The following is a 20326-nucleotide window of genomic DNA, read 5'->3' as shown; positions in this document are numbered from 1 at the left end:
TAGCAAACTCGGCTCCTGCGGATCTACCATCGCGACATGGAGCCTTCCACTTTCAGCACCCCGGTCGGCGACTTCGCCGACCTCCGTGACGACTTCCTGCGGCTCACCACCGAGATCGGCTGGTGCACGGTTGCCACTGTGGACGGACGCGACCGGCCGCGCAGCCGGATCATGCACGTCTCCTGGGAGGCCGGCGACGCCGGCCCGACCGGCTGGGTCAGCACCTCCCGCACCCCGGTGAAGACCGCCCACCTGGCCCGCAATCCGTACGTCTCGTGCAGCTACTGGACACCCGCGCACGACGCCGTCTTCGTCGACTGCCGCGCCACCTGGCTGGAACCGGGCGACACCAAACGCCACGTCTGGGACCTGGTCGCCGCCGAGGCGACCCAGCGCGGCTTCGACCCGTACGCGGTCTGGCCCGACGGCCCCACCGACGCCGGCTTCGAGGTGCTCCAGTTCGACCCCTGGCGGGTCCAGATCACCCTTCAGGACCTGGCCAACGGCCAGACCATCGGCTCGTCGCGGGTCTGGCACGCCGCCGGACGGCCCGCGTCCACCGGCGCGCTGCTCTCCCGCTGATCCCGACCGGGCCGCCGTCGCACCCGGGCCGGCCCGTCACCGCCGACGCGGCGAGCCGCGCGGCCCGACACCGAGGGAACGCACCATGACCAGCACCCTGCGCACACCCGCGTCGGCGCCCGGCCGCCTGCCCGTGCTCGGGCACGGCCTGCAGATGAAACGACGACCCGCCGAGTTCCTGCTCGAACTCCAGTCCGGCGAGCCGGTCGTCACCATCGCGCTGGGCAAGCGCCCGGCGTACGTGGTGAACGACCCGACCCTGATGCGCGAGCTGCTCCGCGACGGCGACACCTTCGTCCGGGGCGGGCCGATGACCGACCGCTTCCGGTCCATGTTCGGCAACGGCCTGGGCATCTCCGAGGGCGAGTTCCACCGCCGGCAGCGCGCGCTGATCCAGCCCGCCTTCCACCGCAACAAGGTCATCCACTACACGGAGCTGATGAGCCGGACGGTCGCCGGCAAGCTCGACTCCTGGCGCGACGGCCAGCGCCTCGCGGTCGAGAAGGAGATGGACGAGCTGGCCCTCAGCAACGTCGTCGAGGTCGTCTTCGCCGGTGACCGGCGCCTCGACCGCGCCCGGTTCATGGCCGCGACCACCACCGTCCTGGGCGGGCTGTTCCGCCGGATCACCGACGTGACAGGCGTGCTGACCCGCCTGCCCACCCAGGCCAACCGTGACTACGACGCCGCGGCCGAGTACCTGCGGGCCACCATCCGCCGGGTCATCGCCGAGTACCGCGCGGCCGGCACCGACCACGGCGACCTGCTGTCGATGATGCTCTTCGCCCGCGACGAGGACGGCCGGCCCGCGATGAGCGACGAGCAGGTCCACGACGAGGTGATGACGTTCTTCATCGCCGGCAGCAACACCATCGCCAACACGCTCTGCTGGGCGCTGCACCACGTCGGCGCGGACGCCGGGGTGCAGCGGCGGCTGCACGCCGAGGTCGACCGGGTGCTCGACGGACGGGCCGCCGGCTACGCCGACGTGGCGGCGCTGGAGTACACCCGCCAGGTGCTCTCCGAGACGCTGCGGCTGCGCACCCAGGGCCTGTTCAACAACCGGGTCACCGCCCGCGACGCCGAACTGGGCGGCTACCTGATCCCGGCCGGCTCGGACGTGCTCTACAGCTTCCACGCCGTGCACCACAACCCGCGCATCTACCCCGAGCCCGAGCGCTTCGACCCGGACCGGTGGCTGCCGGAGCGGGCCCGGGCGCTGCCCCGCGGCGCCTTCATGCCGTTCGCCACCGGCGTGCACGGCTGCATCGGCGACCAGTTCGCCTGGACCGAGATGATCGTCTCGCTGGCCAGCATCGCCGCCCGCTGGCGGCTGGAGCCGGTGCCCGGCCACGAGCCGAAGCCCGTGCCGGCCATGACCATGCCCGTCGACGCGCTGCCGATGACCGCGCGCCTGCGTACCCGCTGACCGGCGGACGCCCGGTCGCCGGCCCACACGGACCGGCGACCGGGCGTCCAGCCGCCTAGAGCTCCCCGGCGATCACGTTGCCCGGCGCGTCCGGGTCGGTGCTGAGGTAGAACTCGTGCGCCGCCCGGCCGTACTCCTCGCTGGTGAGGTAGCCGTCCCGGTCGGTGTCGAGCCGGTCGAAGATCCGCTGGGTGTCGTCCGACCGCATGCCGCTCTTGCTCTGCGCCGCGAACATCTCCGCGTGGTTGATGCGCCCGTCCCGGTCCGCGTCGGCCACGTCGAAGACGGCCAGGCTGAACGGCACCGCCGCGTTCGTCACGAACTCCGGGAACTCCGGCTTGTCGGCCCAGGCCACCCACTCGGCGACCGTCACCCGCTTCTCGCCGTCGGGCCCGTCGCTGCCGCGCATCCCGCGCCACATCCGGGCCGCCGCGCCGTGGATACGCCGCCAGCCCGGCGAGTACGGCGCCACGCCGTACGTGTCGCACCAGATCTGGGCCATCGCGGTGATGTCCAGCCCGTCGATGACGCCGTCACCGTCGGCGTCGTACGAGGCGAAGACCTTCTCCAGCTTGCGGCGTTGCAGTTCGGTGGTCATCTCGGTCCTTCCGTCGTGATGGATGGGGCGACCGCGCGGACGGTGAGCGCGGTCGAGGTCAGGTCGACCAGTCCGTCCGGGCCCAGGCGCTCCCGCGCGGCGGCGGCCACCTCCGCCCAGAGCGCGTCCCGCCCGGCCGGGTCGAGCGCGTCCACCCGCCGGCGGACCGGTGGCGGGGCCACCGCCCGGGTGAACCGCGCGTACTCGGCCGCGTCGTGGAACCGGAACGGGACCGGGTACTCCTCGACAGTCACGTCGCGCAGGCCGGCGTCGGTCAGCCCGGCCGCCAGCGCCCGCGGATCGCAGAGGCGGTACGGGCCCGGGGCGTCCGGTGGCCCGGACGGCAGGTCCAGCCGTCGCGCGAGCACGCCGTACCCGAGCGACATCAGCGGCACCCGCGGCGGTGGCGCCCACACCGCCGCGGCGAGCACGCCGCCCGGGACGAGCAGCCGGGCGATGCGGCGGAACGCGGCGCCGGGGTCGACGGCGAACATCAGGCCGAGCCGGCTGAGCACCACGTCGAAGGCGTGCGGCGGCAGCTCCACCGTCTCCAGGTCGGCGACCAGGAAGTTGACGTTGCGCCGGCCCTCGGCGCGGCGGCGGGCCACGGCGAGCATGGCGGGGGACAGGTCGACACCGGTGACGGTGCCGGCCGGGCCGACCACATCGGCGGCGCTGAGCGCCGGCTCTCCCGGACCGGTCGCGACGTCCAGGACGCGATGCCCCGGCCGAACGCCGCCCAGGGCCAGCAGCCGCGCGGTGAGCGCCGCGCCGCCCCGCTCGAAGGTCTCCCACTCGCGGGTCCAGCCGTCGCTGACGGCGTCCCAGGTCCGCCGCTGTTCGGCCTTCACGGCGGCGGCATCTGTCGATACGGACATCGCTCCTCCTCCTGTGGTCCGTCAGGTCACCCGCCCGGCCGGGCCGGTTCGCGGTCGGCGGGCCGGTCGCCGGCGTCCTCCGGTTCCCGCAGCACCCAGGCCCGCCGTCGCCCGCCCGGCCCGGAATCGGCCGCCGACCCGGGCGGTCCGTCGTCGCCCGCCCGGTCACGCCGTCCCCGCGCCATCAGCACGAGCAGGACCGCTCCGGTCACCACCGGCGCCAGCAGCAGGGCCAGTCCGGCCGCTCCGCCCGTACCCCCGTGGTGGCCGCCCCCGGCGGACCCGTCCGGCGGCGCGGTGACCGGCGGGGACACGGCCGGGGCCGCCCGCGACGGCGCGACGAGCCCGGCGGCGACGGTGAACGGGACCACGCCGGTGGCGGTCTGCCCGGTGGCGAGCTGGGCGTGGTAACCGACCCGGTAGTGCCCGTCACCCACGATCGTGACCGGCAGCTCGACGCCGTCGCCGCGGTACCGGGGGGCGCCCGTCGCGGCGAACGCCCCACCCGGCCCGACCAGCCAGACGTGGGTCTGCTCGCCGTCGAGCGGACCGTTGAAGGTGAGCGTCACCGCCGCCGGCGCCGTGGTCAGCCGGGCGCCGGCCGGCGGGTCGGTGCTCACCAACCGCGCCGGCCGCAGCTGCGCCGCCACGGTCAGCCCGGCCAGGCCGAGCGCGAGCAGCGTGAGCAGTCCCGCCGCCAGCCACCTCAGCCCCGGCCCGCGCCTCACCGGACTTCGGCCACCCGGCGGCAACTGCACCGCATCCGGGCCAGCTCGTCGGCGAGTGGCGTGCGGTGCAGGTACATCGCCACCACCATCGGCAGGAACACCACCGCGTTGTAGAACAGGTGCAGCTCCACCCGGGGCGCCACCAGTTGCAGCAGGCTCGTCGGCACCGGCTGCCCGGCCAGGTTGCTGCCGGTCAGCGACTGCACCAGCAGCAGCAGGTGCTCCAGGTGGTGCCACACCTGGATCAGCAGCGCCGCCGTCCACCAGGTGCGGGCGCGGCCGACGAAGCCGCCGCGCAGCATCCAGAAACCGGCGAGCATGACGAGCGCGTACCCGTAGTGCAGCCACTCGCTCTCCACCAGCCACGGGAACGGCATGCCGAGCACGCCGCGGGCCTCCGGCCGGGACCAGCCGAACACCCAGATCTGGGCGGCCTGCACCAGGTGCTCGGCCCAGTGTGCGATGACGACGACGAGGAAGATCTGCAGGGCCGCCCGGTGCCGGCTGCCGTTCAGATCGAGCCCCGAAGCGCCGGTGTCGCGCTTCTCCGACAGGGTCACTGCGCCTCCTTCAGGAGCGGTTGGATGTGCCGGCGGCCGGCGGCCGGGCGGGGGTTCCCGTACCTGTCGAACCGGCCCCGCCGGAAGATCAGGGCGTCGCTGTCGGCGGCCGTGCGCGTGGCGACCAGCCGGCCCACCACGATCACGTGGTCGCCGCCGTCGTGGCAGCGCCACGGCCGGCACTCCAGCCAGGCCAGCGCCCCGTGCAGCATCGGCGCGCCGGTCTGCTCGCCCGGCGACCAGCCGACGGTGGTGAACTGCGCGTGCCCGGGCCGCCGGCGCCGGTCGGCGAAGTGCCGCGCCAGGTGTTCCTGCCCGGCGGCCAGGACGGAGATGCCGAACCCGTCCGCGTCGGCCAGGCAGGCGGACATCAGGCTGTCCCGGCTCACGCAGAGCAGCACCAGCGGCGGGTCCAGCGAGACCGAGGTGAACGAGTTCGCCGTCATCCCGTGCGGCAACGGGCCGCCCACGGTCAGCACCGTCACGCCGGTGACGAACTCGCCGAGCACCGCACGCAGCGCCGCGGCGGCCGGCGGCGCGTCCACGGCCCGCTCAGGCACGGCCGGACACCCCCTCGGCCGCCCGGTACGGCGCCAGCGCCCGCACCAGCGGTGGCGGCACACGGGTCGGCACCACCTGCCCGGCGACCTCCCGCATGCAGGCGATCCGCTGGTGGCCCCGGGCCACCGGGACCAGCCCGCCCGCGCCCTCGCGCAGGTAGTCGAAGGCCAGGCCGAGCTGCGTCTGGGTCAGCTCGGTCAGGCTCATCCGGATGCGCAGCTCGTCGAACGCGTCCAGCTCGGCGAGGTACTCGCAGTCCACCCGCAGCGTGAACAGCTTCAACCCGGCGCGCAGGTCGTCGACCACCGCCGGAGCGTGCTCACGCAGGAACATCTCCCGGCAGCGGCCCTGCCAGCGCAGGTAGTTGACGTAGTAGACGTTGCCGACGAGGTTCGTCTCCTCGAAGCCGACCACGTGGCGGTACTCGTACCAGGCGGACACCTCACACCCCCGTCGCGGTGAGGACGGCGACGACCACCGGCTGTGGCTCGCCGGTCAGACGGACCGGGCCGGTGGCCACGGTGACCCGGCCGCTGCGCACCAGCACCCACTCGCCCTCGGCGCCGGACACCGTCAGCGGGGCGTCCACCGGCAGCCCCGCCTTGACCAGACACTCCTTGGCGCACCAGACCCGGGTGGCGGCGACGTCGGCGTCCTCGCCGAGGTCGGCGGCGATCTGCCCGGCCAGCCCGGCGTGCCGGCCGAGCAGGTCGGCCCAGACCTCGGCGGGCCGGGGCCGGACCACCTCCAGGTCGCAGGCGAGCGGCCCGGCGCCGGCCACCAGCAGGCTGGCGACATCGCTGTGGGCGGCGGAGACGTGCCGGCCGTTGACCTCCTCGGGCCGCCCGTCCGGCCGGTACCGCAGCCGTACCGGCCGTCCCACGGCCCGCCCGACGGCGGTGGCGGTGACCTCCCGGCGTGCCCCGCCGGTCCCGTCCGGACGCGGCTCCACCACCACCGCCAGGTCGGCGTCGAGCAGCCGGCCGAGCCGCCGCTCCAGCGCCGGTCCGAGCAGCGCCGGCGGCCACGGCAGGGCGGCCGGGCGGTGCCGCACCGCGCGCAGGCGCAGACCCAGCCACCGTTCCACCACCACGCCGGCCGCGCCGAGGACCGTCACGTCGTACCGGTAGGTGTCGTCGCGGTGCTCCCGCTCGACCGCCACGAAGCGGACCTGCTCGGTGGCGGCGAGCTTCGGCCCGGCCGGCTCCACCCGGTCCACGGCGACCGGCAGCAGCGTCGCGTCCGGCACGCAGACCTGGATGCCGTGCAGGAAGGCGTCCCGCGCGCCCGCGTCGCCGAGCAGCAGCCGCTGCGGCAGGAACGCGTGGAACCAGCGCAGATCCTCGGTGGTGGCGACGTCTGCCTCGGCCCGCCGGGACGCGACCCGGTGGTAGCGCACCAGCCGGCGGAACCGGTCGCCCTGGAAGAGCAGGTCACCGTAGAGGTCCCGGCCCGGCTCCAGCCGCACCGGCGGCAGCCCGCCGGTCACGCCCGGCGCCTCCCGGTCGCCCTCGTCCGGCTCGAAGCGGACGGTGCCCCGGAAGTGGTCGACAGCGAAGCCCGTCTCGTCGCTGCGGATCGCCACCTCCACCACGCCCGCCTCGGCCTGCACCGCCGCGATCCGCACGGTGGTGCGCCCGCCGCGGGCCACCACCACGGGCCGGGGGAAGCTGACGCCGGTCAGCACCGGCACGCCGGTCGCGCCGCTGAGCGCGGTGGCCACCTGCGCCATCGCCTCCATGCCGAGCACCGCGGGCAGCAGGAGGTTGCCGTCGAGGTCGTGCTCGGCGAGGTACGGGTCGCTCTCGGCCGACAGGTCCGCCTCGACCACCAGCTCCACGCCGTCGTACTGCACGAGCGGGCGTTCCAGGAAGCGCAGCAGCGGCAGCTCGCGCCGCTCGTGGCGCAGCGTGTCCAGCCCGTCGGTGCGGCCGGTGACCACCACCGAGGCGGGCAGCCGGGGCAGCGCCAGCACCTGGCGCAGCAGGCGGACGCCCTCGTCCGGCGGGATCGGGGTGATCCCGGCGCGCAGCAGCGACTCGACAGCGGAGAGCCGTTCGCCCATGCCGACGCCCGACCAGACCGACCACTCCAGACAGACCGCGCGGCATCCGGGAAAGCGCCGGCCCACCTCGGCGGTCAGCCGGTCCAGCCAGTCGTTGGCCAGCGCGTAGTGCGCCTCCCCGGGCAGGCCGCCGCGCCCGATCACGCTGCCGAACGTCACCAGCAGCCGCAGCCCGTCCGGCTCGACCGCGGCGAGGACGTTCGCCAGGCCGTCCACCTTCGGCGCGACCGTGCCGCGCAGGGTCTGCGGGTCCAGCGCGCCGAGCGCGGCCGGCCGGTTGACCCCGGCGCCGTGCAGGACCCCGGCGACCGGACCCAGGTGCTCGCGTACCTCCGCCACCGCGGCGCGTACCGCCTCCGGGTCGGTGACGTCGGCGCGGACGTACCGCAGGCACACCCCCGCCTCCCGCATCCGGTCCAGGTTCGCGGCCAGCTCCGGGTCTGCGGCCGGGTCGGCCCGCCCCAGCAGGGCCAGCCGCGCCCCGGTGTCCCGGGCCAGGGCGAGCGCGCACTCGGCGGTGATGCCCTTCCCGCCGCCGGTCACCAGCAGCACGTCGTCCGGCAGCAGCGGCGGGCCGCCCGGACCCTGGCGTACCGGGCCGGGTGGCGGCAGCGGCCGCAGCAGGGGGACCCGCCGCCGGCCGTCCGGGCCGAGGTGGCACTCGGCGTACCCGTCGGTGGCCGCCACCTCGCGCACCACCCGGTCCACCAGGTCGTCGGCGGGGGCCGCCTCGACGAGCGTCACGTGCAGGCCCGTGCCCTCCAGCCGGGCGGTACGGGCCAGCCCGGCGACGCCCCGGCCGTGCTGGACGACCACCAGGCGGCTGCCCGGCGGCTGGGTCACCGCGGCCTGGACGGCGTGCAGCGCGAGGTCCAGGTCCACCTCGTCGTCCGGGCAGAGCAGCACGCCGCTGCCGACGCCCGCGCCGGCGAGCGCGTCGCGCAGCGCCCCCGCGTACGGGTGCCCGGCCGGCGCGTACAACTGCCAGCCGCCTGGTCCGGTGGGACCGGCGGCGACCCGCTCCACCGGTTCCTCGGCCAGCTCGACTGTGAAGCCGCGCACCCACGGGGCGACGCCGTCCACCCGACGGTCGGCGGGCGCGGCGGCCGGGTCCAGCTCCCGCAGCGCGTCGGCGATCTCCCGCAGCGTGGCGGTGGCGAAGTTCGTCGGCGCCTGCACGGCCGGCAGGCCGAGTTCCCGGGCGGCCTCGTTGACCAGCTGTCCCACCGCGATCGAGCTGAGGTGCAGGCCGTCGAGGAGCCGGGTGTCCGCGCCGACGCTCTCGGCCGGCAGCTCCGCGCGGGACGCGGCAAGCCGGCGCAGCACGGCCAGCGGATCGGCGGCCGGCCCGGCCTGCGCCGTCCCGTCGCCCCTCGCGGGTCGCTCGGCGTCGCCTGTCGCGGCTGTGGTCCCGCCCTCGGCCGGGGACGCCGCCGTCACGACCACCGCCGGCGCGGCTTCGCACGGGTTGGCGAAGAAGCGCCGCCGCGCGGCCAGGTCGAGCGGACGGATCGGACGGTCACTGACCAGCGCGGCGTGGTCGACGGGCACGCCCAGCGTCCAGAGCGCGCCGACGGCGCCGAGGAACCCGGCGATCGTCGGCGCGTCGGTGCCGGTGGCGAACACCGGCACGTCGACCAGTTCCCGGGCCATCCGGGCGAGCACCTGGCCGGGACCGACCTCGACCAGCGCGTCCACCCGCTTGCCGGCCTCGGTGACCGCGGCGGCGAAGCGCACCGGCTCGGTGATCTGCCGGCGCAGCAACGCCGCCAGGTCCGTGCCGGAGGTCAGCTCCGCGCCGGTGACAGTGGAGACCACCGGCCGGCGCGGCGGAGCGAGCCGGACCCCTTCCAGCCAGTCGCCGAACTCGCGGGCGGCCGACGCCATCAGCGGGGAGTGGAACGCGTGCGAGACGGCCAGGTCCGCCCAGTGCACACCGGCCCCGGTGGCCCGCTCGCACACCCGCCGGACCGCGTCGGACGGGCCGGCGACCACCGTCTGCCGTGGCCCGTTGTAGCCGGCCACCACCACCGGTTCCGTGCCGATCAGCCGGGTGGTGGCGGTGTCGTCGGCGGCGATGCCGGCCATCGTGCCCGGTTCCCGGCAGCCGGCCATGACGGCGCCGCGGGCCGCGGCGATCCGCAGCAGCGCCTCCGCGTCGACGGTGCCGGCCCAGTGCAGCGCGGTGATCTCGCCGAGGCTGTGCCCGACGGCCACCCGTGCCTCGACGCCCAGTTCGGTGAGCACCCGCAGTCCGGCCAGGGAGCCCGCGGCGATGCGCGGCTGGGCCACCTCGGTGGCCACCGGGTCCGCGTCGGACGGCAGCGCCGCCAGGCGGTGCACCTCGGCGGCGGCCGGGAAGCGCCGGGCCAGCGCGCCCCCGTCGACGCCGCGGCCGGAGCCCTGGCCGGGGAAGAGGAACCCGAGCCGGGCCGGGCGCAGCGTGCGCCGCAGCGCCAGCCCGTCGGCGAACAGTTCCTCCTCGCCCCGGTCGAGCGCCGCGAGGGCACGCTCGAACCGGTCCACCGCCTCGGCGGGGGAGGCGGCGACCACCGCCAGCCGCGTCGGCCGGCCGCGTACCTCACCGGCGAGGGCGCCGGCCAGGTCGGTCAGCTCGCCGTACGACAGCCGGGCCAGCGGGGGCAGCAGCGCGGCCACCCGTTCCCGCAGCGCCGCCGGATCGGCGGCGTCGAGCAGCAGCAGCTCGGCGTCCTGGGTGTGCCGGGCCAGCCGCAGCTGCTGCCGCCGGACGCGCTCCGGCACGGCGGACGGGCCGGCCTCCAGCACCAGGTGTGTGTTGATCCCGCCGAAGCCCATCGCGGTGACCCCGGCGCGCAGCGGCGCACCGTCCGGCCACGGCTCGGCCACCGGCGCGGCGCGCAGCGTACGGTCCGCGGCGGTCAGCTCCGCGCGGGGACGGGCGCACCCGGCGGTGGGCGGGACGATCGCGTGCCGCAGCGCCATGGTCGCCTTGATCAGCCCGGCCACCCCGGCGGCGGCCTTGGTGTGCCCGATGAGCGCCTTGATCGAGCCGATGGCGGCCGGGTCGGTGGCCCCGGCGTCGCGCCGGGCGGCGGAGAGGGCGCGCAGCTCGGTGGCGTCGCCGACTGCCGTGCCGGTGCCGTGCCCCTCGAAGAGCGGGACCGTGCCGATGCCGAAGCCGGCCCGCTGGTACGCCCGGTCCAGCGCCAGCCGGTAGCCCTGCGCCTCGGGCCGGGTCATCCCGCCGCGCCCGTCGGAGGAGACTCCCCAGCCGGCGATCGTCGCGTGTACGGCACGTCCCTGCGCCACCGCGTCGTCGTGGCGCATCAGCACGACCATGCCGCAGCCCTCGCCCGGCCAGAAGCCCTGCGACCGTTCGTCGTAGACCCGCATCTCGTCGCGGGCCAGCGCGCCGGCCTTGGCGAAGCCGACCATCTCGAACGGGTCGATGGACAGGTCCACCCCGCCCGCCACCGCCACGTCGACCTCGCCGACGGCCAGGGCGCGCGCGGCGGTGACCACCGACAGCAGGCTGGAGGCGCAGGCGGCGTCCACCGTCCAGCCGCCGCCGCCGAGGTCGAAGTGGTTGCAGATCCGCCCGGCGATGGTGTTGGAGAGACCACCGGCGAGCGTGTCCTCGTCGATCGGCGGGAACGGGCTCTTGTACCGCTCCTCGGTCACCGCGAGGAACTCCGCGATCCGCCGGTCGGGCCACCCCTGTTCGCGCAGCCCGGCGGCCAGCACCCGGCGCACGTACGGCCAGCGCAGCCGCAGCACGTTGGCGCGGGAGAACTCGCCGGTGAGGGTGTTGCCGACCACCACGGCGGTGCGTTCCCGGGGCAGCCCGGCGCCGTCCGGCCAGCCGGCGTCGGCGAGCGCCTCGCCGGCCACGTCCAGCGCCAGCCAGTGGGTGAGATCGGTGGAGCGGTAAGTGCTGCCGGCGATCCGGTGCCGGATCCGGTCGAACGTGTACCCCTCGATGACGGCCGCGTGCCGGTTGTAGAACCGGTCCGGGGCGGCCGGATCGGCGTCCCAGTAGTCCTCCAGGCTCATCCGCTCCGGCGGCAGCCGGCGGAACGCGCGGCGTCCGCTGAGGGCGTTGCGCCACAGGTCGGCCACCGAATCGGCTTCCGGGTAGCGGCAGCTCATGCCGACGACCGCGATTCTGCTCATGTCGTCACTCCTGGGGTTGTGCGAGTCGCGGATCAGGCGGGCACGGGCCGCTTGCCGTTGTCCGCGGAGACGGGACCGGTGGTGGCCGGTGTCCCGGGCGCTGCGGGCGGGGCCGGGCGCTCCTGCTCGCGGCGCCGCTGCTCGCGGCGCGAGGCGTGCAGCGACCAGAGGTAGACGCCGCGGACCAGGCAGACGATCGCGGTGGCGAAGAAGAGCCCGTACGTCACCGAGGCGCCGGTCAGCACGCCGTACACCAGGGCCACGCCGCCGCCGAACGCAAACTGGGCGGCGGGCCGGCTCGGTGTGGTGCCCGGGTCGGTGATCATGTAGTTGGTGAAGAGGACGAACGCGGTGCCGGTCATGGTGGCCAGCGCGGCCGCGATCGACGTGTCCAGCACCAGGCCGCGGACCACGGACTGCACCACGAAGATCGACAGCCAGCCGGCGATCAGCCACATCCGGCGGGTGAGCTTCGCGTTGAGCATCGTGCCCAGGACGAGGATCACCGCCACGATCGCCCAGTCGGCGGGACCGGAGAGGTTCTCGGTGAAGTGGTACGGCGGCGCGATGGAGACCCACGGGAACAGCAGCAGCACGATCGCGATGCCGAAGTTCGACGGGTTCATGAAGTGCCGCAGCCGGCCGTTGACCGGCGCCCGCAGCAGCCACTTGCCGCTGATCGCCACCAGCACGCCGAAGAGCATCACCAGCAGCCGGTCGTTGGTGTAGAGCAGCATGTTCACCGCCAGCGCGGTGATGTGCGCGGGGAAGAGGAACTCGACCAGGTTGCGCACGCCGCCGGCGTACCGGGGGGCGCGGCCCTCGCCCCGCGCGCCCACCGCCTCCAGCAGCAGCTCGGCGGCGTACGCGGTGAGCACGGCGTACACCGGCCAGAGCGCGGGCTGCTCGAAGCCGAGGACCGTGTAGCCGAGGATGTTGAGGACGGTGATCGAGATCGCGAAGCGGCGCAGCGCTGTCACTCGCGGGTCGCGTGGCTTCGTCATGAACTCGCCTCCTGTGCCTGGGTGCCGAGGGTGAGCGCGTGCCGGCCGGGGGCGAGCGTCAGCGTCTGCGCGCGTGGCGCGCCGGTGCGGTCCCGCCAGGCCAGGTCGACCTGGACCGGCCCGGTGACGTCGCCGAGGCCGATGTGCACGTCGAAGCTGCGCCGGCCGGAGTGGCCGCTGCCGCCGTCGACCCGGCCGCGCAGCACGCGGCCGTCCGGGGTGCGGACTGTGACGTCCGCGCCGATCACCGGGGAGCCGGTGGCGGCGTCGCCGGCCGGCGGCCGGTTCAGCTTCAGGGTCAGCTGCGATCCGGTGCCGGGGCTGTCGTTGCGGTAGAACACCGGCGCGTCCCACTGCCGGGCCACCGCCATGTCCAGCCGGCCGTCGCCGTCGGCGTCGCCGAGCGCGATGCCCCGGGTCGGGATCGGCACGGCGAGGCCGAGGTGGCCGGCGATGTCGGCGTAGCCGCCGCCGGGCATCTGGGCGTGCAGGCGCAGCGGCTGGCCGCCGGCGATGTCGTCGCCCTCGCGGACCCGTGGCCACGACGAGGTGTGCTCCAGCAGCGTGTCGTTGGCGGTGGCCAGCTCCTGAAGCTGCGCCCACCGGTTCACCTCGCCCTTGACGAAACCGCTGGTCTGCACGATGTCGGGCCGGCCGCGGTTGGTCAGGTCGGCGATCTTGACGTCCCAGCTCCAGCCGCTCCAGGCGAGGTTGAGCGGGGCGCTGCGGTCGACGAACGGCGCCCGGCCGTCGGCGAGCCGCTGCCGCAGGTCGTCGGTGTCCCGGGCCTGGTTGACGAAGGCGAAGTTGCTCTCCTGGATGCCGAACGAGGTGGTGATGTTGCCGACGTACATGTCGTAGAGGCCGTCGCCGTCCAGGTCGCCGACGTCCACGCCCATGCCCTTGAAGGAGTCGTGCCCGAGGATCTTCGACTTGGGCACTGTCAGCCGGCTGCCCTCGCCCTCGACGAGGGCCAGCCGCACCCGGCCCGGCGTGGAGCGGTTGTGCAGCAGCCGGTCGGGGCCGAAGTCGTTCGCCACGTACAGCTCGGGCAGCAGGTCCCCGTCGAGGTCGGTGGCGGTCGACGCGAGTGACCAGCCACGGGAGACGTCGTCGTCGAAGAGGTCCGGCACGTCGACGAAGGTGACGGCGCCGGCGGTCGCGCCGGTCCAGCGCAGCACGTGGTCGCGCCCGCCGTTGTACGCGGCCGACATGGACCGGTTCATCGCCACGCCGCCGCTGACCGTGTGGTCGAGCACCGGCCCGTCGGGGAAGTAGTTGCCGATGTAGACGTCCTCGTGACCGTCGCCGTCGAAGTCCGCCACGCTCACCGTGTTGGTGTTCCACCGCGGCCCGGTGTATCCGCCGTCGGCGGCGGCGGGCCGGGGGACCAGCTCGACCGGCTGGAACGCCGCCGCGGACAGGCCGGTGGCGTCCGGGCGGGCCAGGAAGATCACCGGCGTCCGGCCCCACCAGTAGACCAGCAGGTCGGTACGGCCGTCCTCGTTGAAGTCGCCGGGCGCGCACCCCATCGGTGCCATGTGCGGCCCCATCGGCAGCGGCGCCGGATCGAGCACGAACGGCTCGTACCGTTCCTGGCGCGCCCCGGGCGTCGGCGTGACCACCACCCGGTCGATCCGCACGTCGGTGACGCAGAGGTCGTTGGCCAGGCCGTCGCCGTCGATGTCGTTCATGGCGACCCCGGCGCCCACCGAGGAGATCCACGCGTCGATGTGCGTGTACTCCTTGTTGACCCGGCGGATGCTCTGCTGCGGCAGGCCACCCGGGATCGCGATGGACAACGGCGTGAACCGGTAGCCCCCGGCCACCCGTCGCCGTTCGTCGTCGGTAGCAGTGGCCGGCTTGGCGATCAGGAACAGGACGACGATCAGCAGCAGGGCGGTCAGCCCGGCGAGATGACGTCGGCCCCAACCCAGGATCATGGACACCCGGTCAGCACCTCCCCAGCAGAACGAGATGGTCGGCGATCCGCTGACGCCACACCGCGAAGGCGGGCAGCGACGCCGAGTCGGTCAGATCGGTCAGTGCGGCATCGGTGATCGCGGCTGCTTGCTCGGCGCTGAGGACGCAGAGCGCGCCGACCGCGACCGCGGTGTGCGTGGGCACGTGCCCGGCGCGCATCCGGGCCTTGGCGGCGAACGCGCCGCCCTGGCCGAGCGCTGCGCGGTGCTCGCCGGCCGCCTCGCGGAGCGTTCGCAGTTCCGCCAGATCGGCCCCGCCGGCGTAGCTGGCGGCCAGGCCGACCCCGCTCCACAGGTCGGAGTGCCGGTCGGCGGGGAACCTGTGGAGCAGCCGGACCAGTTCGGCCGGGTCGGCGCCGGCGACGAACCACAGCGCCCGGCCGATGCCCTGGTCCACCGCGTGCGGCGCGTAGTGCCGCAGATCCGCCGGCCAGATGTGCGCCGGGTCGCGGTGCCGTTCGTGGACGTACCGGCCGGTGTGGAAGTAGGCCTGGTGGAAGCCGTAGCCGTCGAGGGCGAGCCAGCGCAGCAGCGGGTCGGGCGGAAGGATCGCGGGCCAGCGCCAGCGGGGCAGCCGGGCCATGGCCCAGCCGGCGCCCACGTGTGCCATGTAGACGTGCGCGGCGCCGCGCCCGGCCAGGAACCGCGCCATGCCCCGGCCGCCGCCGGGGCGAAGACCGTCCATCAGGGCGTACGCCATCGCGGCGCCCTCGTAGGCGAAGCCGCGCAGCGGCGCCGGCCGGCGTTCCAGCAGTTCCTCGGCGGCCCGGGGCGAGGGCGCCCCGGCGGCGTCACCGAAACCGCCGATGAAACTCTGCCCGGCACTTTCCAGGGCCTGCCGCGCGGCGTCGTTCTTGACATGGAAGCCGCGTACGTCAAACAACGCCTCGCGCTTATCCGGCGTCAGGATTCGTTGTCGCAGTGCCAACAATATTCGGGCCATGGCAAGTCCAATTCGCCGTGGGTGTACGCATGCGGATCCTGCTCGCCTGCAGAGAAGTTCTTTCGATTGGCGTGCCCGCTCTGGCCAATACTTACGGAACGCCTCGGCGACTGTCTTCTCGCAGGTTGCTGTGTTGCCTCCGGCGGTCGGCGGCGCCGGTCCGGCCGACCGGTGAGGTCGGGTGCGCGCAGGCCGGGCGGCTGGTTGCGGGACCCGGCCCGGCCAGGGCGTATCGACAGCCTCCGAGGGCCCCGGAGCTGCCGTCGCGCGCCCAATCAAGACCCGTTCAAGAGCCGCACAGCACTATTGGTCACGGTTTCCGCGTAGCGATGGAGGGGCCATGGGGCAGTTTTCAGGTGCCGACTGCAAGGAACATGACGGCCGGCTGGCCGCCATTGTCCGGGTGATTGAGCACATGAAAAGAGAACTCGACAGGCCGCTGCCGCTGGAAACGCTGGCGCGCCTGGCCCCGTTCAGCCCCTTCTATTTTCATCGCGTGTTCAAGCAGGCAACCTCGATGACACCGGCACGTTTCCTGGCGGCCCTGCGGATGGCCGAGGCGCGACGGCTGCTGCTGCGTTCCTCGCTCACCGTCACGGCGATCAGCGCCCAGGTCGGGTACTCCAGCGTCGGCACGTTCACCACCCAGTTCCGGCGCTGGGTGAGCCTGCCCCCGGAGCGGTTCCGCCAGCTCGCCCGGCAGTTGGCGGGCGTGTCGGTGGCGGCGCTGCTGCCGGTGATCCGGGGCCGCGCGATCGTCGCCGGCCAGGGGCCCCGGGCGCTGATGCACCTCGACACCGTGGACCTGCCGGGGCTGCTGCTCGCCGCCGTGGCGCCGCACGACGGGGGGCGCAACGAATGGTGGACGGCCGCGCCGCGTCCACTGCCGGCCGCGCTGCCCGCCACCGTGCCGCCGGGGGAGCACCGCGCCCGCGTCCTGCTGCTGCGCCCGGACCGGGACGCCACCTCGGCGCTCGTCGACGGCGCGCCGGACAGCTTCCTGATCGGCGACGCGGACCTGCGGGTACCGGCCGTGGCGGGCGACGCCCGGCCCGCCGCGCGGCCGACGCTCACGGTGCCGGTGCGGCAGGTTCGGGTCACCGATCCGCCGTTGTTGTCGGCTACGCCGCTGCGCTGGCTGCTGGGCGTGTCGCAGGCCGGCTGGCGGGGGCGGGCGCCGGTGACGGCCGAGCGGCGCGCGCTTCGTACCGCCTGATGCCCGCGTCGTGGGCCGGGCCGTCTCCGAAGATCGAGCTGCACGTCCACTTCGAGGGGACGGTACGGCCGGAGACACTGCTGGTCATCGCCCGGCGCAACGGGGAGCGGCTGCCCGCGGAGACGGTCGAGGGTCTGCGTCCGCTCTACGAGTTCACCGACTTCGCCCACTTCGTCCGGACCTGGGTGCTCACCACGAACTGCCTGCGGACGGCCGACGACTTCCGGCGCATCGTGGTGGCGTACGCCGCCGAGGCGGCCGCGCACGGCGCGGTCTACCTGGAGGGCATCTTCTCGCCGGCCGAGCGGGTGCGCCGGGGCGTCTGCTGGACGGACATCTTCGAGGGGTACGCCGACGGCGCGGCCGAGGCGTACGAGCGGCACGGCGTACGGGTGTTGCTGACGCCCGACGTGGATCGCGAGCTGGCGCCGGCGGACGCGGAGGAGTGCGCCCGTCAGGCGGTGCGGTACCGGGAGCGGGGCGTGGTCGGGTTCGGTCTGGGCGGGCCGGAGCTGGCCGCGCCGGCGAAGGCGTTCGCCCGGGCGGTGGCGATCGCCCGTGACGGCGGTCTGGCCTTCGTCCCGCACGGCGGCGAGGCGGGCGGTCCGGATTCGGTGCGCGAGTTGCTGGAGCTGGCTCCGGCCCGGATCCGGCACGGCATCCGGGCCGCCGAGGACGACGATCTGCTCGCCGAGCTGCGGGACCGGGGTGTGGTGCTGGACGTGTGCCCCACGTCGAACCTGCGGACCCGGGTGGTGGAGTCCGAGGCCACGCATCCGTTGCCCCGCCTCGTCGCGGCTGGTCTGCGTTGCTCGGTCGGCACCGACGATCCGGCGATGTTCGGCACCGATCTGGGTCGTGAGCACGAGCTGGCGGCGCGTCTCGGGCTCGGGCCCGAGCGGGCGTACGCCGCCGGGGTGGCCGGGGCGCTCTGCGACGACGCGACGCGTGATCATCTGGTGGCGGTGGGCCGGCGGGCCTACGGCTGACTCGTCGGCACGGGCTTGCCGGCCCGGAAGACGAGCGTGGACGTGTCGGTGTTGTCGGGGTCGCCTTCGCAGTCGACGACGACGATCTGGCCGGGGGTCAGTTCGTTGAACAGGATCCGCTCGGACAGGTTGTCCTCGATGTCGCGTTGGATCGTGCGACGCAGCGGCCGCGCGCCGAGCACCGGGTCGAAGCCCTTCTTCGCGAGGTACTTCTTGGCGTTGTCGGTCAGTTCGAGGCCCATGTCCTTGTTGCGCAGCTGGCCTTCGATGCGCTGGATCATGATGTCGACGATGGAGAGGATCTCGGACTCGCGCAGCTGGTGGAAGACGATGGTGTCGTCGATGCGGTTGAGGAACTCGGGCCGGAAGTGCTGCTTGAGTTCGTCGTTGACTTTCTGCTTCATCCGGTCGTAGTTCGACTCGGAGTCCTCCGAGGCCTGGAACCCGAGGGAGACGGCCTTGGCGACGTCGCGGGTGCCGAGGTTGGTGGTCAGGATGATGACGGTGTTCTTGAAGTCCACGATCCGGCCTTGACCGTCGGTGAGACGGCCGTCTTCCAGGATCTGCAGGAGCGTGTTGAACACGTCCGGGTGGGCCTTCTCGATCTCGTCGAACAGCACCACGGAGAACGGCCGGCGACGCACCTTCTCCGTCAGCTGCCCACCCTCGTCATACCCGACGTAGCCGGGAGGCGCACCGACGAGCCGGGACACGGTGTACCGGTCGTGGAACTCCGACATGTCGAGCTGGATCAGCGCGTCCTCGGAGCCGAAGAGGAACTCGGCGAGGGCCTTGGACAGCTCGGTCTTACCGACACCGGACGGGCCGGCGAAGATGAACGAACCCGACGGCCGCTTCGGGTCCTTCAACCCTGCCCGGGTACGCCGGATCGCCTTGGAGACCGCCTTGACGGCGTCTTCCTGGCCGATGACGCGCTTGTGCAGCTCGTCTTCCATGCGCAGCAGCCGCGAGGTCTCCTCCTCGGTCAGCTTGTAGACCGGGATACCGGTCCAGTTACCGAGGACCTCGGCGATCTGCTCGTCGTCAACCTCACTGACGACGTCCAGGTCGCCGGCCTTCCACTCCTTCTCCCGCTGCGCCTTCTGCCCCAGCAGCTGCTTCTCGGTGTCGCGCAGCTGCGCGGCCCGCTCGAAGTCCTGCGCGTCGATCGCGGACTCCTTGTCCCGACGCACCTGAGCGATGCGCTCGTCGAAGTCCCGCAGGTCCGGCGGCGCGGTCATCCGACGGATCCGCATCCGCGCGCCGGCCTCGTCGATCAGGTCGATCGCCTTGTCCGGCAGGAACCGATCCGAGATGTACCGATCCGCCAAGGTGGCGGCGGCGACCAGCGCGGCGTCGGTGATCGACACCCGGTGGTGCGCCTCGTAGCGGTCCCGCAGACCCTTCAAAATCTCAATCGTGTGGGCCAGGGACGGCTCACCGACCTGGATCGGCTGGAAACGACGCTCCAACGCGGCGTCCTTCTCCAAATGCTTGCGGTACTCATCCAGCGTGGTGGCGCCGATGGTCTGCAGCTCACCACGGGCCAGCATCGGCTTCAAAATGCTCGCCGCGTCGATCGCGCCCTCGGCCGCGCCCGCACCCACAAGGGTGTGGATCTCGTCGATGAACAAGATGATGTCGCCGCGGGTGCGGATCTCCTTGAGCACCTTCTTCAGGCGCTCCTCGAAGTCACCCCGATACCGCGAACCGGCGACCAGGGCGCCGAGGTCGAGGGTGTAGAGCTGCTTGTCCTTCAGCGTCTCCGGCACCTCACCCTTGATGATCTTCTGCGACAGCCCCTCCACGACGGCGGTCTTGCCGACGCCGGGCTCACCGATCAGCACCGGGTTGTTCTTCGTGCGGCGGGACAGCACCTGCATGACCCGCTCGATCTCCTTCTCGCGCCCGATCACCGGGTCGAGCTTGCCCTCCCGGGCGGCCTGGGTCAGGTTACGGCCGAACTGGTCCAGCACCAGGCTGGTCGACGGCGCGGCCTCACCCGGGGCGGCACCCGCCGCGGCCGGCTCCTTGCCCTGATACCCCGACAGCAGCTGAATCACCTGCTGACGCACCCGGTTCAGGTCGGCGCCCAGCTTCACCAGGACCTGGGCGGCGACGCCCTCACCCTCGCGGATCAGACCCAGCAGGATGTGCTCGGTGCCGATGTAGTTGTGCCCCAGCTGCAACGCCTCACGCAGCGACAGCTCCAGCACCTTCTTCGCCCGCGGCGTGAACGGAATATGCCCGCTCGGCGCCTGCTGACCCTGGCCGATGATCTCCTCGACCTGCTGACGCACACCCTCCAGGGAGATGCCCAGGCTCTCCAGAGCCTTCGCCGCGACACCCTCACCCTCATGGATCAAACCCAACAGGATGTGTTCCGTACCGATGTAGTTGTGGTTGAGCATCCGGGCCTCTTCCTGGGCCAGGACGACAACCCGTCGCGCTCGGTCGGTGAACCGCTCGAACATGCCCTCGTGCTCCTCACCTGAGTCATCCGGCCATAGGAATACTAAGATTTCATATAGCATTCTGTCCATCGCGGGTGAGCGGCGCGGCCATGCTGATGGGCGGCAGCCCTTACGGCGTGCGCCTTCATCAGGGCTGGATCCGGCAACCCGGCACAGACCGCA

At 73.6% G+C, this 20326-nt stretch carries 15 protein-coding genes; 4 read left to right on the top strand and 11 right to left on the bottom strand.

Features of this window, described 5'->3' with window-relative positions; all coding sequences use genetic code 11:
• Nucleotides 1-36: 36 nt before the first annotated feature.
• Together ACSDG8_RS08075 and ACSDG8_RS08070 are read left to right on the top strand one after the other, a co-directional pair.
• The gene (locus ACSDG8_RS08075) at nt 37-582 is read left to right on the top strand and encodes a pyridoxamine 5'-phosphate oxidase family protein (RefSeq protein WP_210896006.1); all 546 of its coding nucleotides are present in this window, start codon (nt 37-39) and stop codon (nt 580-582) included.
• Nucleotides 583-667: 85 nt separating this feature from the next.
• Nucleotides 668-2011 (top strand): cytochrome P450, encoded by a 1344-nt coding sequence (locus ACSDG8_RS08070; protein ID WP_210896004.1) that lies wholly within the window; start codon nt 668-670, stop codon nt 2009-2011.
• A 55-nt stretch (nt 2012-2066) separates the two neighbouring features.
• Here the strand turns inward: ACSDG8_RS08070 and ACSDG8_RS08065 are convergent, their stop codons facing one another.
• The 10 genes from ACSDG8_RS08065 to ACSDG8_RS08020 are packed head-to-tail and all read right to left on the bottom strand — an operon-like array spanning nt 2067 to nt 15485.
• Nucleotides 2067-2609: an EF-hand domain-containing protein gene (locus ACSDG8_RS08065; RefSeq protein ID WP_210896002.1), complete on the bottom strand. Its 543-nt coding sequence runs from the start codon at nt 2607-2609 to the stop codon at nt 2067-2069.
• Nucleotides 2606-3487 (bottom strand): class I SAM-dependent methyltransferase, encoded by an 882-nt coding sequence (locus tag ACSDG8_RS08060; RefSeq protein WP_210896000.1) that lies wholly within the window; start codon nt 3485-3487, stop codon nt 2606-2608. The genes ACSDG8_RS08065 and ACSDG8_RS08060 overlap by 4 nt, the downstream gene beginning before the upstream one ends.
• 26 nt (nt 3488-3513) lie before the next feature.
• Nucleotides 3514-4215 (bottom strand): copper resistance CopC family protein, encoded by a 702-nt coding sequence (locus tag ACSDG8_RS08055; protein WP_210895999.1) that lies wholly within the window; start codon nt 4213-4215, stop codon nt 3514-3516.
• A complete protein-coding gene (locus tag ACSDG8_RS08050; RefSeq protein ID WP_210895997.1) occupies nt 4212-4775 on the bottom strand; it encodes a hypothetical protein in 564 nt (187 codons plus the stop codon). The genes ACSDG8_RS08055 and ACSDG8_RS08050 overlap by 4 nt, the downstream gene beginning before the upstream one ends.
• The gene (locus tag ACSDG8_RS08045) at nt 4772-5335 is read right to left on the bottom strand and encodes a flavin reductase family protein (RefSeq protein WP_307856221.1); all 564 of its coding nucleotides are present in this window, start codon (nt 5333-5335) and stop codon (nt 4772-4774) included. Before ACSDG8_RS08045 ends, ACSDG8_RS08050 begins: the two co-directional genes overlap by 4 nt.
• The gene (locus tag ACSDG8_RS08040) at nt 5328-5777 is read right to left on the bottom strand and encodes an acyl-CoA thioesterase (RefSeq protein WP_210895995.1); all 450 of its coding nucleotides are present in this window, start codon (nt 5775-5777) and stop codon (nt 5328-5330) included. The genes ACSDG8_RS08045 and ACSDG8_RS08040 overlap by 8 nt, the downstream gene beginning before the upstream one ends.
• Before the next feature lies 1 nt (nt 5778).
• Nucleotides 5779-11556: a type I polyketide synthase gene (locus ACSDG8_RS08035; RefSeq protein WP_210895993.1), complete on the bottom strand. Its 5778-nt coding sequence runs from the start codon at nt 11554-11556 to the stop codon at nt 5779-5781.
• A gap of 32 nt (nt 11557-11588) precedes the next feature.
• Nucleotides 11589-12560, bottom strand: coding sequence for an enediyne biosynthesis protein (locus ACSDG8_RS08030; protein WP_247678930.1), 972 nt, complete (start codon nt 12558-12560; stop codon nt 11589-11591).
• Entirely contained in the window at nt 12557-14509 is a 1953-nt protein-coding gene (locus ACSDG8_RS08025) for a CRTAC1 family protein (RefSeq protein ID WP_210895991.1), read from the bottom strand. The genes ACSDG8_RS08030 and ACSDG8_RS08025 overlap by 4 nt, the downstream gene beginning before the upstream one ends.
• A gap of 4 nt (nt 14510-14513) precedes the next feature.
• On the bottom strand, nt 14514-15485 hold the full coding sequence (locus tag ACSDG8_RS08020) for a DUF1702 family protein (protein WP_210895989.1): 972 nt from the start codon (nt 15483-15485) through the stop codon (nt 14514-14516).
• 415 nt (nt 15486-15900) lie between these two features.
• Between ACSDG8_RS08020 and ACSDG8_RS08015 the strand changes: the two genes are divergently transcribed.
• Nucleotides 15901-16701 carry a helix-turn-helix domain-containing protein gene (locus ACSDG8_RS08015; protein ID WP_247678929.1) on the top strand — a complete coding sequence of 267 codons (801 nt, stop codon included), beginning with the start codon at nt 15901-15903 and terminating at the stop codon, nt 16699-16701.
• On the top strand, nt 16701-17690 hold the full coding sequence (gene add, locus ACSDG8_RS08010; protein ID WP_210895985.1) for an adenosine deaminase: 990 nt from the start codon (nt 16701-16703) through the stop codon (nt 17688-17690). The genes ACSDG8_RS08015 and add overlap by 1 nt, the downstream gene beginning before the upstream one ends.
• Here the strand turns inward: add and ACSDG8_RS08005 are convergent.
• On the bottom strand, nt 17681-20164 hold the full coding sequence (locus tag ACSDG8_RS08005; RefSeq protein WP_210895983.1) for an ATP-dependent Clp protease ATP-binding subunit: 2484 nt from the start codon (nt 20162-20164) through the stop codon (nt 17681-17683). The genes add and ACSDG8_RS08005 overlap by 10 nt on opposite strands.
• Nucleotides 20165-20326 lie beyond the last annotated feature (162 nt).

The sequence above is a fragment of the Micromonospora sp. LA-10 genome (assembly GCF_051853095.1).
Lineage (GTDB): Bacteria > Actinomycetota > Actinomycetes > Mycobacteriales > Micromonosporaceae > Micromonospora > Micromonospora echinospora_A.
This window is presented reverse-complemented; position numbering and strand designations above follow the sequence as displayed.

Excerpts from the sequence above, each read along its gene's own strand:
- ACSDG8_RS08075 (WP_210896006.1), top strand. The coding sequence starts at position 37 with ATGGAGCCTTCCACTTTCAGCACCCCGGTCGGCGACTTCGCCGACCTC.
- ACSDG8_RS08070 (WP_210896004.1), top strand. The coding sequence starts at position 668 with ATGACCAGCACCCTGCGCACACCCGCGTCGGCGCCCGGCCGCCTGCCC.
- ACSDG8_RS08065 (WP_210896002.1), bottom strand. The coding sequence starts at position 2,609 with ATGACCACCGAACTGCAACGCCGCAAGCTGGAGAAGGTCTTCGCCTCG.
- ACSDG8_RS08060 (WP_210896000.1), bottom strand. The coding sequence starts at position 3,487 with ATGTCCGTATCGACAGATGCCGCCGCCGTGAAGGCCGAACAGCGGCGG.
- ACSDG8_RS08035 (WP_210895993.1), bottom strand. The coding sequence starts at position 11,556 with ATGAGCAGAATCGCGGTCGTCGGCATGAGCTGCCGCTACCCGGAAGCC.
- ACSDG8_RS08030 (WP_247678930.1), bottom strand. The coding sequence starts at position 12,560 with ATGACGAAGCCACGCGACCCGCGAGTGACAGCGCTGCGCCGCTTCGCG.
- ACSDG8_RS08020 (WP_210895989.1), bottom strand. The coding sequence starts at position 15,485 with ATGGCCCGAATATTGTTGGCACTGCGACAACGAATCCTGACGCCGGAT.
- ACSDG8_RS08015 (WP_247678929.1), top strand. The coding sequence starts at position 15,901 with ATGAAAAGAGAACTCGACAGGCCGCTGCCGCTGGAAACGCTGGCGCGC.
- add (WP_210895985.1), top strand. The coding sequence starts at position 16,701 with ATGCCCGCGTCGTGGGCCGGGCCGTCTCCGAAGATCGAGCTGCACGTC.
- ACSDG8_RS08005 (WP_210895983.1), bottom strand. The coding sequence starts at position 20,164 with ATGTTCGAGCGGTTCACCGACCGAGCGCGACGGGTTGTCGTCCTGGCC.